Here is a 13,711-nt window from a genome sequence, read left to right on the forward strand (position 1 = left end):
GCTTACCTTTGCGACTGCCACCGAAATAACTTTCATCAGCTTCGATCTCACCTTCTAATAATTCAAGGTGTTCACTATGCTCATAAATCAACGTCCTTAAACGTTGAAAATAGCCAATGGCTGTTTTCACATTCACACCAACTAAAGATGCTGCGGTGCGGGCTGTTACTCCCCCTACAAATAACTCAATTAATCGCTGTTGCTTGTACCAGCTCAATCGGCTTTTTCTCATGCTCAGATAATACCTTTTTAAGTATTATCTGGATCAGCCCCAAGAAAAATTATAAAAACTGAAACTTATAAATTCTCAACACCCAAAACAATATTTACACAATTGATTTTATTAACAATTACTCAAAACACCTTTATCTCAGTATAAAAAATTCTGACTAAATTTACTTTTGTCATAAATCTTTAACTTAAGGTCGCTACTCTGTTCGAGTTAAAGATTTTTATTGCTCAATTAACTAGTCAGGAGTTTCTATGAAACTATTTGCAAAAAATGCAAAGTCAGTCTTTCTTATTACTGCACTTGTTGGCGCTATGTCATCAACTGTCGCGCACGCCGAACTGAAATTAAACGGTTCTGGTGCCAGCTTCCCTGCACCACTTTATAACAAATGGTTCAAGGACTACAGCAAACAAACTGATGGTGTACGTATCGACTATCAATCAAAAGGTAGCGGCGCAGGTATTCAGGATTTTATTAATGAAACTGTTGATTTTGCTGCTAGTGATGCGGCGATGAAAGATAGTGAAATTGAACAAGTGAAAAATGGCGTTATTTTATTGCCTATGACAGCCGGTGAAGTGGTTCTTTCATACAATTTAGACGGCGTCAAAGAACTGAAGCTTCCACGTGATGTTTATCCTGAAATCTTCATGGGCAAAATCACAAAATGGAACGATCCAAAAATTCAAGCAGCTAACCCTGGTGTAAAACTGCCTGATGAAACAATTACAGTTGTTGTTCGTTCTGACTCAAGTGGTACCAGCTATGTCTTTACAAATCATTTAGCGGCTATCAACCCTGAATTTAAAAACAGTGTTGGTGCTGCAAAATCTCCAAACTGGCCAAGTACTGGCACCATTGTTAAAGCACCTAAAAATGATGGTGTTACCGCTACTATCAAACAAACACCTGGTGCGATTGGTTATATCGAATATGGCTTCGCCAAACTGACTAAATCACCAACAGCATTATTACAAAACCAAGCTGGTAAGTTTATGCCTGCAGGTGGTGAGTCTGGTGCTGCAGCATTAGCAACAACATCATTCCCAACTGGTAACTTGCCTGGTTCTGATGTTCCAGACCTACGTGCATGGGCAACTGATCCAGCGGGTGAAGATGCCTACCCTATCGCATCATTTACTTGGTTACTTGTATACAAAGAACAAGATGACGCTAAGGCTAAAGCACTACGTGACTTGATCGAATACATGGTCACAACAGGTCAAAAATCATCTGAATCAATGGGCTATATCCCATTACCAGAAAACGTTGTTGAGAAAGTTCGCAACGCTGCAAAAATGATTCAGTAATCACGCAGTTGAAGACTCAGATAAAAATGCTGCAAGGACATTTTGACCTTGCAGCATTTTCTCTGTTTTAGAGACAGCATAAAACATGTTTCAAATACGAATGAATAATTGATAGGAACGCACATGGTTTACAATCCATTTAAAGAGGCAAGTAGTGATAAAACACTTTCTGCTCCACCATCAGCCACTGATTATTTAAAAGACACTGTATTTCGATCTTTTGCTTATTTTTGCGCCTTATCCATTGTTCTTTTAGTCGCCTATATTGTTTTTGAATTAGGCTCACAGGCATTACCTGCCATTAAAACACACGGTCTTGGTTTTATTACCGGCACGACCTGGGATACCAACGAGGGTGTCTTTGGTGTATTACCTGAAATCTGGGGTACGTTATATAGCTCCTTTTTAGCATTGCTCCTTGGTGGCTTTTTAGGTGTGGCGATTGCTATTTTCTTAACTCAGGGCTTTGTTCACGCTAAATTCGAAATGATTTTTAGAACAGTAATCGAATTATTAGCAGCTATTCCTTCTGTTGTTTACGGTTTATGGGGTATCTATGTGCTTATCCCGTTAATAAGACCAGGCGCACAGTGGTTACATGACACTTTAGGTTGGTTTCCTCTATTTGGCACCGATCTTAGCGGACCAGGACTTGCACCCGCCGCCTTGGTATTAGCGATTATGATTTTGCCAACGGTTGCCGCTATTTCTGCCGACGCCTTCCGTCGTATCCCATACAAGGTAAAAGAAGCGGCTTATGGCATGGGTGCTACAAAATGGGAAGTGATCCTAAAAGTGATGTTACCTACTGCCTCTTCCGGCATTCTGGCTGGCTTAGTACTTGGCTTTGGACGTGCTTTAGGTGAAACCATGGCTCTCGCCATGTTGATTGGTAACGTTAATAACATCAGTGTGTCGCTATTTGCACCAGCAAATACATTAGCATCGCTTCTGGCATCAACCTTTCCTGAAGCCGGTCAAATTGAAATCCAGGCGTTGATGTATGCGGCATTAGTCTTACTACTGATCACTTTTATCGTGAATGTGGCCGGTCTTGCCGTTCAGCAATACACCATGCGTAAGTTTGAGGGTAAAAAATGAGTCAATTACAAATGGAAGAGCCAGTATTACCTCCAAGAATTGAATTACCAGCACTGGAAAAAAATCTTCTTGAAGTCAGGGCCCTGAAAAATTATTTCCTGACCTCGATGGTCTGGGTATTAGCTGTACTTGCCAGTATCCCACTATTTTCAGTTATTTATATGCTGATAGTTCAGGGTGGAGCCAGACTCGATGTGGAAGCGATTACTGCCCTGCCACCGGCTGGTTTTGAAATGGGTGGTGGTTTTGGTAATGCGATAGTCGGCACACTAACCATGGTAGGTATTGCTTCTGCCATCAGTATTCCCATTGGCATTATGGCGGCATTGCATTTATCCATTCTTAACCCTTCGAGCAAAATAGCGACAGTGTCCCGCTTTTTAGCAAAAGTCTTAACGGGCTTCCCTTCAATCTTGGCAGGTGTTTTTGTCTATGCCGTTATCGTTATCACAACAGGTACTTATTCTGCCTGGGCAGGTGGTGTAGCTTTAGCAGTATTAATGTTACCGACGGTGACCCTAGCCGCTGAAGAAGCGATGAAACAAGTACCACAAAAAATGAAAGATGCTGCATTTGGTATGGGCTGCACACGTACTCAAGTCATACTAAAAGTCGTTTTGCCAACGGCATTACCCGGCATTCTGACAGGTGTGATATTGGCTGTAGCAGGTGCTGCAGGTGAATCCGCACCATTACTGTTTACTGCCTTATTTAGTAATTACTACATGGGTGAACTAGCTGAACCTACAGCCTCTTTATCCATACTGATTTACAACTTTTCTGGCATGCCATTTGAGAATCAGCTTGAATTAGCTTGGGCGGCCTCACTGGTACTTGTATTACTTGTGCTGTTTTTCAATATTCTGGCCCGCGTTGTCGGCAGATCGAAATTTAAAGAATAACGGAAGGAAAATCTATGAACATGCAAACCGATACCGGCGAATTTATTGCTAAAAAGTACGAACCAAAAGGCCCTGTTGTTTTAGATTGTCATGTAAAAAACATTTTTTACGGTGATTTCAGAGCGGTTAGAGACACCACTATTCCTATTGAGAAAAATAAAGTCACTGGCTTTATTGGTCCATCCGGTTGCGGTAAGAGTACAGTTCTACGCAGTATGAATCGTATGAATGATCTAATCGACTCATTCCGCTTTGAAGGTCATATTCAATATCACAAACATGATATTTACAGTAAAAAAGTCGATGCCGTTATCGTTAGACGTTATATCGGTATGGTCTTCCAGCTTCCTAATCCCTTCTCTATGAGCATTTACGATAATGTTGCATTTGGTCTGAGATTAAATGGCTATAAAGGCGATGAAGAAGAGATGGTAGTCAAAGCACTTAAACGTGCGGCTATCTGGAATGATGTGAAAGATAAACTGAAAAACAGTGGCTTATCCTTATCTGGTGGTCAGCAACAGCGTTTGTGTATCGCTAGAGCCATTGCCACAGAACCTGATGTGTTATTAATGGATGAACCATGTTCAGCTTTAGATCCGATTGCCACCCGTCAGATTGAAGAGCTGATGGTCGAATTAAAGCAGCATTACAGTGTGGCGTTGGTCACCCACAATATGCAGCAGGCAACTCGCGTGGCTGATACGACGGCCTTCTTAGGTGTCGATATTTCACAGGGCGGCCGTACAGGTTATTTGGTAGAAATGGATGAAACTAAGAAGATCTTTGAAGATCCTCAACAGTTGTTAACTAAACAATATGTGCGAGGTGAGTTTAGTTAATCTAAACCATTATTATGGGGTCATCATCACTTAATGCCGTTCACAATACGACTCAACACGATCTGACCAGCGATATCGCTCGACTGGATATTGGCGCTGTCAGATCGCGCTTGTTGAATACACAGAAAAATTTCGACCAAATTAATAAAACACTGACGGTAAAAAGAACTCCACCGTCAAATGAAGTGATTGAAAATCTGATTGCTGGATATGCCAAGATTGATTTTTATCTGGCTAACGGTATAGAACTTTTCGCTATGGGTAACTCACACTTATTGTTAGAGTTGAACCACATTGTCCTCTACCATACATCCTCCATATCCAAAGAAGAGTCTCAGCATCAGTTTGAGGCAACAAAAGCCCACTTCTATGCTGCACGTAATGGCGGTATCGGCCAGCTCATGGACTGGTTAGCATTAAACCAAAATACCAATATATGGAAGCGTACAGCTGGATTATTTACCAATATATTGAGTCAGCCTCAGCTATTTCTGGAGGGTAACCACCGCACAGGCTCGTTAATTATGAGTTATCTGCTAATGAGTGAAGGATATCAACCGTTTGTATTATCTTACGATAACGCCAGACATTTTTTTGAACCTGCCGAGCTGACCAAAAAACGTCGTAAGAAATCATTAGTTGACGATTTTATTTATCTGCCAAAACAAACTCGTAAATTTGCCAAACTGCTAAAGGATGAGCAAAAAAGACAATCTTTTTTGCAAACTAGTTAGTGATAATGCGTGTTGGATTTTTTCTCTTTTAATTCACCGCGGTTTGCCTCGATAATCTTTTGAAATTTCTTGGGATCTTTACGAAGAATATCGATGTACTCGGTCACCAATTCATGCCAATTGTTGCCACCATGTATAGAAAACTTCTCTAAAGCCACCAGCAGAAGCTTGGCTGCAACTCTGAGTTCTTTACTATCTGCCTCGCCATACCACTCAAGTAACTCTGTATAGAGCGCCTCAATCTTTTCCAGAGGGGTAAACTCAACAATCATATCTTGAGAATTTTTTTTACTCATATTAGCGGCTTTTATTTCTTGAATGATTCAAATAAGACAGAGGTCGCATTAGCAGGCTCATTCTGAGCAAGCAGACTGAACATCAAAAAATCAGCCCTTTTAATGTGCATATTATATCGAAATATACATGATTAAATCTGAATAAAATCAGGCTAATTATCTCCCTCCAGCCAATTGTCATTTATAGCCACACCATCGCCTAAACAAACACTTAGCGATGATTAAAGTTCAACCGATTGAATACATGAAAATCAACTTTGTAAAAAAACGTCCACTTGTCTGAGATTCCAAACAGCCTATATTTCTGGAAACAAGTGCAATTAATTCCTTTTTTTGACTGTTAGTCTTTCCCAACCCCTCGGGGATTATCAAATATGATTTTGTGTTTGGTAAATGATGACTTATAGAAAAGTCCTGTGTTTTTTTATACGTCAGCGTTTGGTACAGGAGTGGCGACCTCAGCTTCCGCCACTCCTCTATCTTAAGTTTGAAGGGAAATTTTTTATGAAAAAAACAACATTATCTCTGGCACTGATGTCAGTGGCTCTACCTATTACAAGTTATGCAGATGAATTGCTTTCTATGCAAAAAGACCCTAATGAGTGGGTTATGTCAGCAGGTAACTATGCTAACCATCGTTATAGTGAATTAACAGATATCAACAAAGAGAACGTTAAAGATCTGAATATGGCCTGGTCATTTTCAACAGGTGTATTAAGAGGTCATGAAGGTAATTCACTCGTTATTGGCGATACCTTATACATTCATACGCCATTTCCAAACATTGTTTATGCATTAGACTTAAACAATGACGGTGCGATTAAATGGAAATATGAACCAAAACAAAACTATGATGACACCGTGCCCGTTATGTGTTGTGACGTAATCAATCGTGGTTTAGCTTATGGTGATGGCAAAATCTTCCTAAATCAGGCAGATACCACGTTGGTAGCACTTGATGCTAAAACCGGCGCAGAAGTTTGGTCTGATAAACGCGATGATCCTAAAGTAGGTGCAACTAACACCGGTGTTGCTCATGTATTTAAAGACAAAATCGTTGTCGGTATCTCAGGTGGTGAGTTTGGTGTTCGTGGTTATGTTCAGACTTATGATTTAAATGGTAAGTCTTTATATAAAGCCTACAGCACAGGTCCTGATGCAGAAATGTTAGTGGATCCTGAAAAAACAACCTCAATGCTGAAACCCATCGGTAAAGATTCATCATTAAAAACCTGGCAAGGTGATCAGTGGAAAATCGGTGGTGGCACCACATGGGGTTGGTATTCCTATGATCCTGACCTAAACCTGTTCTACTACGGCACAGGTAACCCATCAACATGGAATCCATTACAACGTCCTGGTGACAACAAATGGACTATGTCATTGTTTGCCCGTGATTTAGATACGGGTATGGCGAAATGGGTTTACCAGATGACGCCACACGATGAATGGGATTACGATGGTGTCAACGAAGTCATTCTTGCCGATCAAAAAGTCAAAGGCAAAATGCGCAAAACAGCAGTGCATTTTGACCGTAATGGTTTTGGCTACACCATGGATCGTGCATCAGGTGAATTATTAGTCGCCAACAAGTTTGATCCTTCGGTTAACTGGGCGAATAGCGTTAATCTGAAAACAGGCTTACCCGACCGTAATAAACAGTACTCTCCTGAATATAATGGTGAAGATACAAGCACGACTGGAATCTGTCCGGCAGCACATGGTGCTAAGGATCAACAACCTGCAGCATACTCACCAAAAACTGGCTTGTTCTATGTACCAACTAACCATATCTGTATGGATCTGGAACCCTTCCAGGTGGAATATTTAGCTGGTCAGCCTTATGTTGGTGCTGAAGTAAATATGTTCCCTGCTGAAAAAGACAATATGGGTAACTTTATTGCCTGGGATGCACGCGAAGGTAAGATCGTCTGGTCAGATAAAGAAAGATTCTCAGTATGGTCTGGCGCTTTGGCAACAGCGGGTGATGTTGTTTTCTATGGCACATTGGAAGGTTATTTAAAAGCTGTAGATGCTCAAACTGGCCGTGAATTATGGCGTTTCAAAACCCCATCAGGCATTGTAGGTAACGTAAATACTTACAAACATGATGGCAAGCAGTACATCGCTGTATTGTCAGGTATTGGTGGCTGGGCAGGTATCGGTATGACCAATAACCTTGAAAAGGATACCGATGGCTTAGGTGCTGTAGGTGCCTATAAATCACTATCAAGCTGGACTTCTTTAGGTGGCGTTCTGAGCGTATTCAGCCTATAAGATCAACTTAATAGTATAGACTGACACAGTGCATAAGACTCCGGTGATAGAAATATCACCGGAGTTTTTTTATGGGACTCTGTTTATTTTCTTGTACGAGCAAATAAACAGATTGCATTTAATATCGTCCTCAACGAGCTATAGTCTTTATTCAGTTAGTTTTCTTAAGGCAAAAAAAAGCCCTCATCAGAAAAACTGAAAGGGCGAAGGGAAAACCAATGAAAGCCGTAAAGCTTGATTCAATAATAGATAAATAAGACTTATGACTGTATAGGAAAAACTCCTTTTATATCCCAGATAAAGTCCATTCTTATCCCATATAAACAATAAGACTTAGCCATTCCAGCTTTTGAAGTATCTCTCTCAGTCTATAAAAATAAGAGTTGCTCATGCTTCCTGTCACAATAGAACTTTACGTCTGATCATTCAGAGCTCATACCCTCTTACTAGCATCAAATAGGAACCTTGAACATCTTACGGTCGATATCAGGTTCTAAGCTATTTCCTATAAGAAGTTAATCTTTATACATTCCCTATTAAGGTCAAAAAAAAAGGCCCTGCAAGCAGGGCCTTTTTACATCAATAGATGTTGTCTTGTTTTATTCGTTTACAACGAAATCAACACGACGGTTTTTCGCTCTTCCAGCTGCTGTATCGTTAGTAGCGACTGGGAATTTTTCACCCATACCAACTGGAATCAGGTAGCTACCGTTGATGCCACGTGAAACTAAGTAGTCAACCACTGACTGTGCACGTTCTTGTGACAGTTTTTTGTTATAAGCTTCAGTACCGATGCTATCAGTGTGACCTTCAACACGTACTTCAACAACACTGTCAGTATCTTTCAGAACAGAAACTGCTTGTTCTAAAATTTGTTTTGCATCATCAGTCAAAGTTGCTTTATCAAACGCAAAGTTAACACCTTCAAGTGACAGTACTTTTTCACCAGCTAATGGGCAACCATCTTGGTCAACGATAACGCCTTTAGGTGTGTTAGGGCACAGATCTTTGTAATCAGGCACAGCATCACCATCAGAGTCTAACGCACAACCTACACGGTCAACAGTCACACCAGGAGGAGTTTGTTGGCACATATCGATACCGTCATAAACGCCATCTTGGTCAGTATCGTAAGGACAACCATTTTGATCAACTAAAGCGCCAGCAGGTGCTTCAACAGCACAAACTGTTTCTTCTACAACAACAACTTCTTCCTCTTCATCGCCGTTAGGGCATAGTAATAATGCCAACATTGAACCAACTACAGCACCACCAGCAGAAGCATCAGAATCACCGACAGCAGCACCAGCTGCACCACCAGCTAAAGCACCACCAACTGCACACATAATGTTTTGGTTAGTTGTTTTCGGGTTACCCGCACAACCAGCCAGCAATGCTATTGCAAAAGCTGCTGACAGGAGTTTTGTTAATTTCATATTGCCTTCCTTTTCCGTAGAAAAATAAACGAACACGTCTTCAAAATTTGATTTGCTCAATACCGCTTGTGGTACTTTCGCTACATATTAAACGACTATTTGCCTGACGTCTAATAGATTTTATAAGTCACAATGTGAACAATGTGTCAAAAAAACAACAATCACATACGGCCCATCACATCTTCAGGTTCGGCCTGTAAGGACAAACTGGAAACAGCACTGTCTTTGGATAACTCGCCAGACTCCATACCCAGCTTGATCATCAGACGCACTTCATTGGCAGAGTCGGCATTACGCAAGGCTTCTTCGTAGCTAATTTCGCCTGATTTATATAAGTCATATACCGCCTGATCGAACGTCTGCATTCCAAGTTCTTTGGAGCGTTTCATCACTTCTTTTATTTCATAAACTTTACCTTTCTCAATTAAATCAGCAATCAGCGGAGTATTGAGCAGTACTTCAACTGCAACAGCCCTGCCCGATCCATCTTTTTTGGGGATTAGTCGCTGTGCAATAACCGCTTTCAGATTCAATGAAAGATCCAAAAATAACTGTTGGTGACGTTCTTCAGGGAAAAAGTTGATAATCCTGTCCATTGCCTGATTTGCGTTATTGGCATGCAATGTCGATAAACAAAGGTGACCCGTTTCGGCAAATGCCACCCCATAATCCATGGTCTCACGGGTACGTATCTCACCAATCATGATCACATCCGGCGCCTGACGTAAAGAGTTGCGTAAAGCAATTTCATACGAGTCGGTATCTATTCCCACTTCCCTTTGTGTGACAACACATCCGGCATGTTTATGATCAAACTCAATAGGATCTTCAATGGTAAGAATATGACCGGTACTGTTTTGATTTCGGTAGCCAATCATTGCTGCCAATGTGGTTGACTTACCACTACCCGTTGCCCCCACAAAAATCACTAAACCACGTTTTGTCATCGATAATTCTTTGATGACTTGAGGCACATGAATTTCTTCAATAGTGGGAATCTCGTCTTTTATACGCCGCATCACCATGGCAATTTTATTGCGTTGGTAGAGCGCACTGATACGAAAGCGGCCAGCCCCTTTTGTCTCGAGCGCGTAATTACACTCTTTTTCGCGTTCAAATGTTTTCTTCTGAGCATCGGACATGGTGCTCAAAACTAAATCTCTGGCCTCATCATCGTGTAATGCCTCTTGAGAAAGTGTTGCCATTCGGCCATTCACTTTCAATGTCACCGGTCTACCCGCAGTGATAAATACGTCTGAAGCCTCATGTTTCACAGCCGCTTTTAATATAGTGACAATTTCCATATCACACCTCTCTAACGGAATAAGTCTTTATTAACAGCACGTGGTAATGCTTCTTGTTTTGTCACTTTTTGTCGTTTTACCAGCTCTTGCAAACATTGATCTAAAGTCTGCATTCCAATAGCGCCGCCAGTCTGAATAGCAGAATACATCTGCGGTACTTTATCTTCACGAATCAAGTTTCTGATGGCAGGTGTACCAATCATGATTTCATGCGCCGCAATTCGACCGCCACCGACTTTTTTCATCAATGTTTGAGAAATAACCGCACGTAATGATTCCGATAACATAGAACGCACCATATCTTTTTCCGCTGCAGGGAAAACGTCAATGATCCTGTCTATGGTTTTTGCGGCAGACGAAGTATGTAAAGTACCAAACACTAAATGGCCGGTTTCTGCCGCCGTCAACGCCAATCTGATTGTCTCCAGATCACGTAACTCACCCACCAGAATAATGTCCGGATCTTCACGTAGCGCACTTCTAAGCGCCTCACTAAAACCATGCGTATCACGATGCACTTCGCGTTGGTTGATCAAACATTTTTTACTTTGATGCACAAATTCGATCGGGTCTTCAATGGTCAGAATATGTTCGTTATCTTTTTCATTTCGATAATTAATCATGCCTGCCAGCGTAGTGGATTTACCCGAACCAGTTGGCCCTGTGACCAATACAATACCGCGATGATTATCAGCAATGGTTTTAAAAATATCAGGAGCGCCAAGGTCTTCAAGGCTCAGTACTTTCGATGGAATCGTTCTGAACACAGCAGCAGCGCCACGGTTCTGATTAAAAGCATTAACACGAAAGCGCGCCAGCCCCGGCACTTCAAACGAAAAGTCAGCTTCAAGAAATTCTTCAAAATCTTTACGCTGTTTATCATTCATGATGTCATAAATCATCGCGTGGACATCTTTGTGTTCCATCGCCGGCAGATTGATGCGCTTGATATCACCATCCACACGAATCATTGGTGGTTCGCCTGACGAAACATGTAAATCCGAAGCATTGTTTTTTGCGCTGAACGCAAGCAATTCAGTAATATCCATCAACGATTCCTATGCGGTTTGGTGTAGTCTAGTTAATTGAAAATTTAAGCAATGTGTATAAAGGTATCGCGCCCTTATGAGGCTTGCAACATGACAGATGTAAAAAAACGTTTCCAACAAATTCATCACGAAATATCGACATCAGTATCAGCGGCACAACGTGAGCCACAAACTGTTCAGTTACTGGCTGTCAGTAAAACATGGCCTGCTGATGCATTACGTGAAGTAGCAGCATTAGGTCAACGTCAGTTTGGTGAAAATTATTTGCAGGAAGCTTTAGATAAAATTGAAGCTTTGGCTGATCTTAACTTGGAGTGGCATTTTATTGGTCCTATCCAATCGAATAAAACTCGTGATATCGCCGGACATTTTGACTGGGTTCAAAGTCTCGACAGAGAAAAAATTGCCCGTCGTCTGCATGAGCACAGACCAGATTCATTGGCACCGCTCAACGTATGTATACAAATCAATATAGACGAAGAAGACAGCAAGTCAGGAACCAGCGCTGATAATTTACTGACATTAGCTGATTATATCGCCTCACTGGATAAGCTTTGTCTTCGCGGACTAATGGTTATTCCTGCCCCAAAACAGTCGGTTGAAGAAGAAAAAGCCAGCTTCTCACGTGCCTATGAACTCTTTCAGCAATTGCGTCAGAAATATCCGCAAGTGGATACCTTATCTATGGGAATGAGTTCAGATATGTCTACAGCCATCGCTTGTGGCAGTACAATGGTACGTATTGGGACAGCATTATTTGGACAACGTGATAAGCGTTAGACCTTAAGTGCGAAATACTCAGACGATAATAGATATATAAGGTGAACAAATGAAGCAATGCACAATCGCATTTATTGGTGGCGGCAATATGGCACGTAGCTTGATAGGCGGCCTGATAAGTAATCAGTTTATTGCAGAAAATATTCATGTTTCAGATGCTAATACCGAAGCGCTGGACAATTTAGCCTCACGTTACAATGTAAAAACCTTTACTGATAATCTCGCCGCTATTGCTGATGCGGACGTAGTCATTCTGGCCGTGAAACCGCAGCAGTTACAATCAGTCATTCGCCAAATTTCGCCAGCCTGGCAACAGGATAAATTACTCATTTCTATTGCGGCAGGAATTCGGCTGGATGATATTACTCGCTGGTTAGACTTTGAAGGTGCAGCGATCGTCAGAGCTATGCCAAATACACCGTCATTGGTTCAAGCTGGGGCTACAGCACTCTGTGCCAACGATTATGTAACAACTGAACAACATGAACTGGCTGAATCCATGTTAAGAGCAGTCGGCCTTGCTTTATGGATTAGTGATGAAAAACAAATGGACGCTGTCACAGCTTTATCTGGAAGTGGCCCCGCCTATTTTTTCCTGGTACTGGAAGCGCTGCAAACAGCTGGAATGGAGTTAGGTCTGCCTGAAGAGACAGCAAGATTATTAGCGCTGGAAACAGGCTTTGGAGCGGCTAAGATGGCGCTGGAAAGTGATGAGTCAGCCTGTGTACTTCGTCAACGAGTAACATCGCCCGGCGGCACCACGGAGCGTGCTCTGGATGTTTTTGAAGACGGTGACTTACGCGGCCTATTTAATAAAGCACTGACTGCAGCAGCACAACGCGCCGATGAACTGGCTGAACAATTGGGACAAGATTATGACTAGTAGTTATATTAGCAATCCTCTGATTTTTCTCGTTGATACGCTTATCTATCTATATATGGTCGTTGTGGCACTGCGTTTAATTATGCAGTGGGCGCATTGGGAATATCACAACCCCATGGTGCAGTTTATTATCAAACTCACCCAAGTACCGGTGAAATTTCTTCGTCGCTTTATTCCTGCCGCCGGTCGCTGGGACACAGCTACACTGGTATTACTCATCAGTGTGGCACTGATAAAAATAATCGCCGTAGGTTTACTTGCTGGCATTCTGCCTAAAGGTGTTTTATGGCTAACCATACTACTGGCAGAACTATTTCAGTTATTCATCAATATTTTTACCTTCAGTATCATCATCGAAGTGATATTAAGCTGGGTTACACCCGCGGGTAGCTATAATCCTGCCGCACCATTAGTCAGTAAGATGAATGCCCCCTTACTTCGACCTGTCAGAAGAACCATTCCGCCTATCGCAGGTATAGACTTATCTCCGCTATTTGTACTGTTAGGTTTACAAGTTTTATCCATGTTAGTCATGCCGCTATTAGCAGGCCGCTATATATGATCG

At 41.7% G+C, this 13,711-nt stretch carries 13 protein-coding genes and 1 pseudogene; 9 read left to right on the forward strand and 5 right to left on the reverse strand.

Features of this window, described 5'->3' with window-relative positions; translation table 11 throughout:
• A pseudogene (locus BM232_RS12145) lies at positions 1-232 on the reverse strand (IS1595 family transposase); the annotation flags it as partial.
• Between the two features lie 251 nt (positions 233-483).
• On the opposite strand from BM232_RS12145, the gene pstS reads away from it, so the two are divergent.
• The 5 genes from pstS to BM232_RS12170 all read left to right on the forward strand — a co-directional run bounded on the left by pstS (position 484) and on the right by BM232_RS12170 (position 5,121).
• Positions 484-1,542, forward strand: a complete 1,059-nt coding sequence (gene pstS / locus BM232_RS12150) for a phosphate ABC transporter substrate-binding protein PstS (protein WP_091715111.1) — start codon at positions 484-486, stop codon at positions 1,540-1,542.
• A 123-nt stretch (positions 1,543-1,665) separates the two neighbouring features.
• A complete protein-coding gene (gene pstC / locus BM232_RS12155) occupies positions 1,666-2,643 on the forward strand; it encodes a phosphate ABC transporter permease subunit PstC (protein ID WP_091715113.1) in 978 nt (325 codons plus the stop codon).
• Entirely contained in the window at positions 2,640-3,545 is a 906-nt protein-coding gene (gene pstA, locus BM232_RS12160; protein ID WP_091715114.1) for a phosphate ABC transporter permease PstA, read from the forward strand. The genes pstC and pstA overlap by 4 nt, the downstream gene beginning before the upstream one ends.
• A gap of 14 nt (positions 3,546-3,559) precedes the next feature.
• Positions 3,560-4,387 (forward strand): phosphate ABC transporter ATP-binding protein PstB, encoded by an 828-nt coding sequence (gene pstB, locus BM232_RS12165; protein WP_091715116.1) that lies wholly within the window; start codon positions 3,560-3,562, stop codon positions 4,385-4,387.
• Between the two features lie 14 nt (positions 4,388-4,401).
• Positions 4,402-5,121 (forward strand): hypothetical protein, encoded by a 720-nt coding sequence (locus BM232_RS12170; RefSeq protein ID WP_091715117.1) that lies wholly within the window; start codon positions 4,402-4,404, stop codon positions 5,119-5,121.
• Here BM232_RS12170 and BM232_RS12175 read toward each other — a convergent pair.
• Entirely contained in the window at positions 5,118-5,417 is a 300-nt protein-coding gene (locus BM232_RS12175; protein ID WP_091715119.1) for a hypothetical protein, read from the reverse strand. The two genes, BM232_RS12170 and BM232_RS12175, sit on opposite strands and share 4 nt — an antisense overlap.
• 504 nt (positions 5,418-5,921) lie before the next feature.
• Between BM232_RS12175 and BM232_RS12180 the strand changes: the two genes are divergently transcribed.
• Positions 5,922-7,694, forward strand: a complete 1,773-nt coding sequence (locus BM232_RS12180; RefSeq protein WP_091715121.1) for a methanol/ethanol family PQQ-dependent dehydrogenase — start codon at positions 5,922-5,924, stop codon at positions 7,692-7,694.
• Positions 7,695-8,293: 599 nt separating this feature from the next.
• Here BM232_RS12180 and BM232_RS12185 read toward each other — a convergent pair.
• The 3 genes from BM232_RS12185 to BM232_RS12195 form a co-directional block, all read right to left on the reverse strand.
• A complete protein-coding gene (locus tag BM232_RS12185) occupies positions 8,294-9,130 on the reverse strand; it encodes an OmpA family protein (RefSeq protein ID WP_091715123.1) in 837 nt (278 codons plus the stop codon).
• 161 nt (positions 9,131-9,291) lie between these two features.
• Entirely contained in the window at positions 9,292-10,434 is a 1,143-nt protein-coding gene (locus BM232_RS12190) for a PilT/PilU family type 4a pilus ATPase (RefSeq protein ID WP_091715125.1), read from the reverse strand.
• Between the two features lie 11 nt (positions 10,435-10,445).
• The gene (locus BM232_RS12195) at positions 10,446-11,483 is read right to left on the reverse strand and encodes a type IV pilus twitching motility protein PilT (RefSeq protein WP_091715127.1); all 1,038 of its coding nucleotides are present in this window, start codon (positions 11,481-11,483) and stop codon (positions 10,446-10,448) included.
• 90 nt (positions 11,484-11,573) lie between these two features.
• Here BM232_RS12195 and BM232_RS12200 point away from each other — a divergent pair, with 90 nt between their 5' ends.
• The 3 genes from BM232_RS12200 to BM232_RS12210 are packed head-to-tail and all read left to right on the forward strand — an operon-like array spanning position 11,574 to position 13,708.
• Positions 11,574-12,263, forward strand: coding sequence for a YggS family pyridoxal phosphate-dependent enzyme (locus BM232_RS12200; RefSeq protein WP_091715130.1), 690 nt, complete (start codon positions 11,574-11,576; stop codon positions 12,261-12,263).
• A gap of 49 nt (positions 12,264-12,312) precedes the next feature.
• Entirely contained in the window at positions 12,313-13,146 is an 834-nt protein-coding gene (gene proC, locus BM232_RS12205) for a pyrroline-5-carboxylate reductase (protein ID WP_091715133.1), read from the forward strand.
• Complete coding sequence (locus BM232_RS12210) at positions 13,139-13,708, forward strand: YggT family protein (protein WP_091715135.1); 570 nt, start codon at positions 13,139-13,141, stop codon at positions 13,706-13,708. The genes proC and BM232_RS12210 overlap by 8 nt, the downstream gene beginning before the upstream one ends.
• Positions 13,709-13,711: the final 3 nt, after the last annotated feature.

It is taken from the genome of Methylophaga sulfidovorans (assembly GCF_900114205.1).
Lineage (GTDB): Bacteria > Pseudomonadota > Gammaproteobacteria > Nitrosococcales > Methylophagaceae > Methylophaga > Methylophaga sulfidovorans.

Bases quoted from the DNA above. Each gene is read 5' to 3' on its own strand.
- pstS (WP_091715111.1), top strand. From the start codon at position 484: ATGAAACTATTTGCAAAAAATGCAAAGTCAGTCTTTCTTATTACTGCA.
- pstC (WP_091715113.1), top strand. From the start codon at position 1,666: ATGGTTTACAATCCATTTAAAGAGGCAAGTAGTGATAAAACACTTTCT.
- pstA (WP_091715114.1), top strand. From the start codon at position 2,640: ATGAGTCAATTACAAATGGAAGAGCCAGTATTACCTCCAAGAATTGAA.
- pstB (WP_091715116.1), top strand. From the start codon at position 3,560: ATGAACATGCAAACCGATACCGGCGAATTTATTGCTAAAAAGTACGAA.
- BM232_RS12170 (WP_091715117.1), top strand. From the start codon at position 4,402: ATGGGGTCATCATCACTTAATGCCGTTCACAATACGACTCAACACGAT.
- BM232_RS12175 (WP_091715119.1), bottom strand. From the start codon at position 5,417: ATGAGTAAAAAAAATTCTCAAGATATGATTGTTGAGTTTACCCCTCTG.
- BM232_RS12180 (WP_091715121.1), top strand. From the start codon at position 5,922: ATGAAAAAAACAACATTATCTCTGGCACTGATGTCAGTGGCTCTACCT.
- BM232_RS12185 (WP_091715123.1), bottom strand. From the start codon at position 9,130: ATGAAATTAACAAAACTCCTGTCAGCAGCTTTTGCAATAGCATTGCTG.
- BM232_RS12190 (WP_091715125.1), bottom strand. From the start codon at position 10,434: ATGGAAATTGTCACTATATTAAAAGCGGCTGTGAAACATGAGGCTTCA.
- BM232_RS12195 (WP_091715127.1), bottom strand. From the start codon at position 11,483: ATGGATATTACTGAATTGCTTGCGTTCAGCGCAAAAAACAATGCTTCG.
- BM232_RS12200 (WP_091715130.1), top strand. From the start codon at position 11,574: ATGACAGATGTAAAAAAACGTTTCCAACAAATTCATCACGAAATATCG.
- proC (WP_091715133.1), top strand. From the start codon at position 12,313: ATGAAGCAATGCACAATCGCATTTATTGGTGGCGGCAATATGGCACGT.
- BM232_RS12210 (WP_091715135.1), top strand. From the start codon at position 13,139: ATGACTAGTAGTTATATTAGCAATCCTCTGATTTTTCTCGTTGATACG.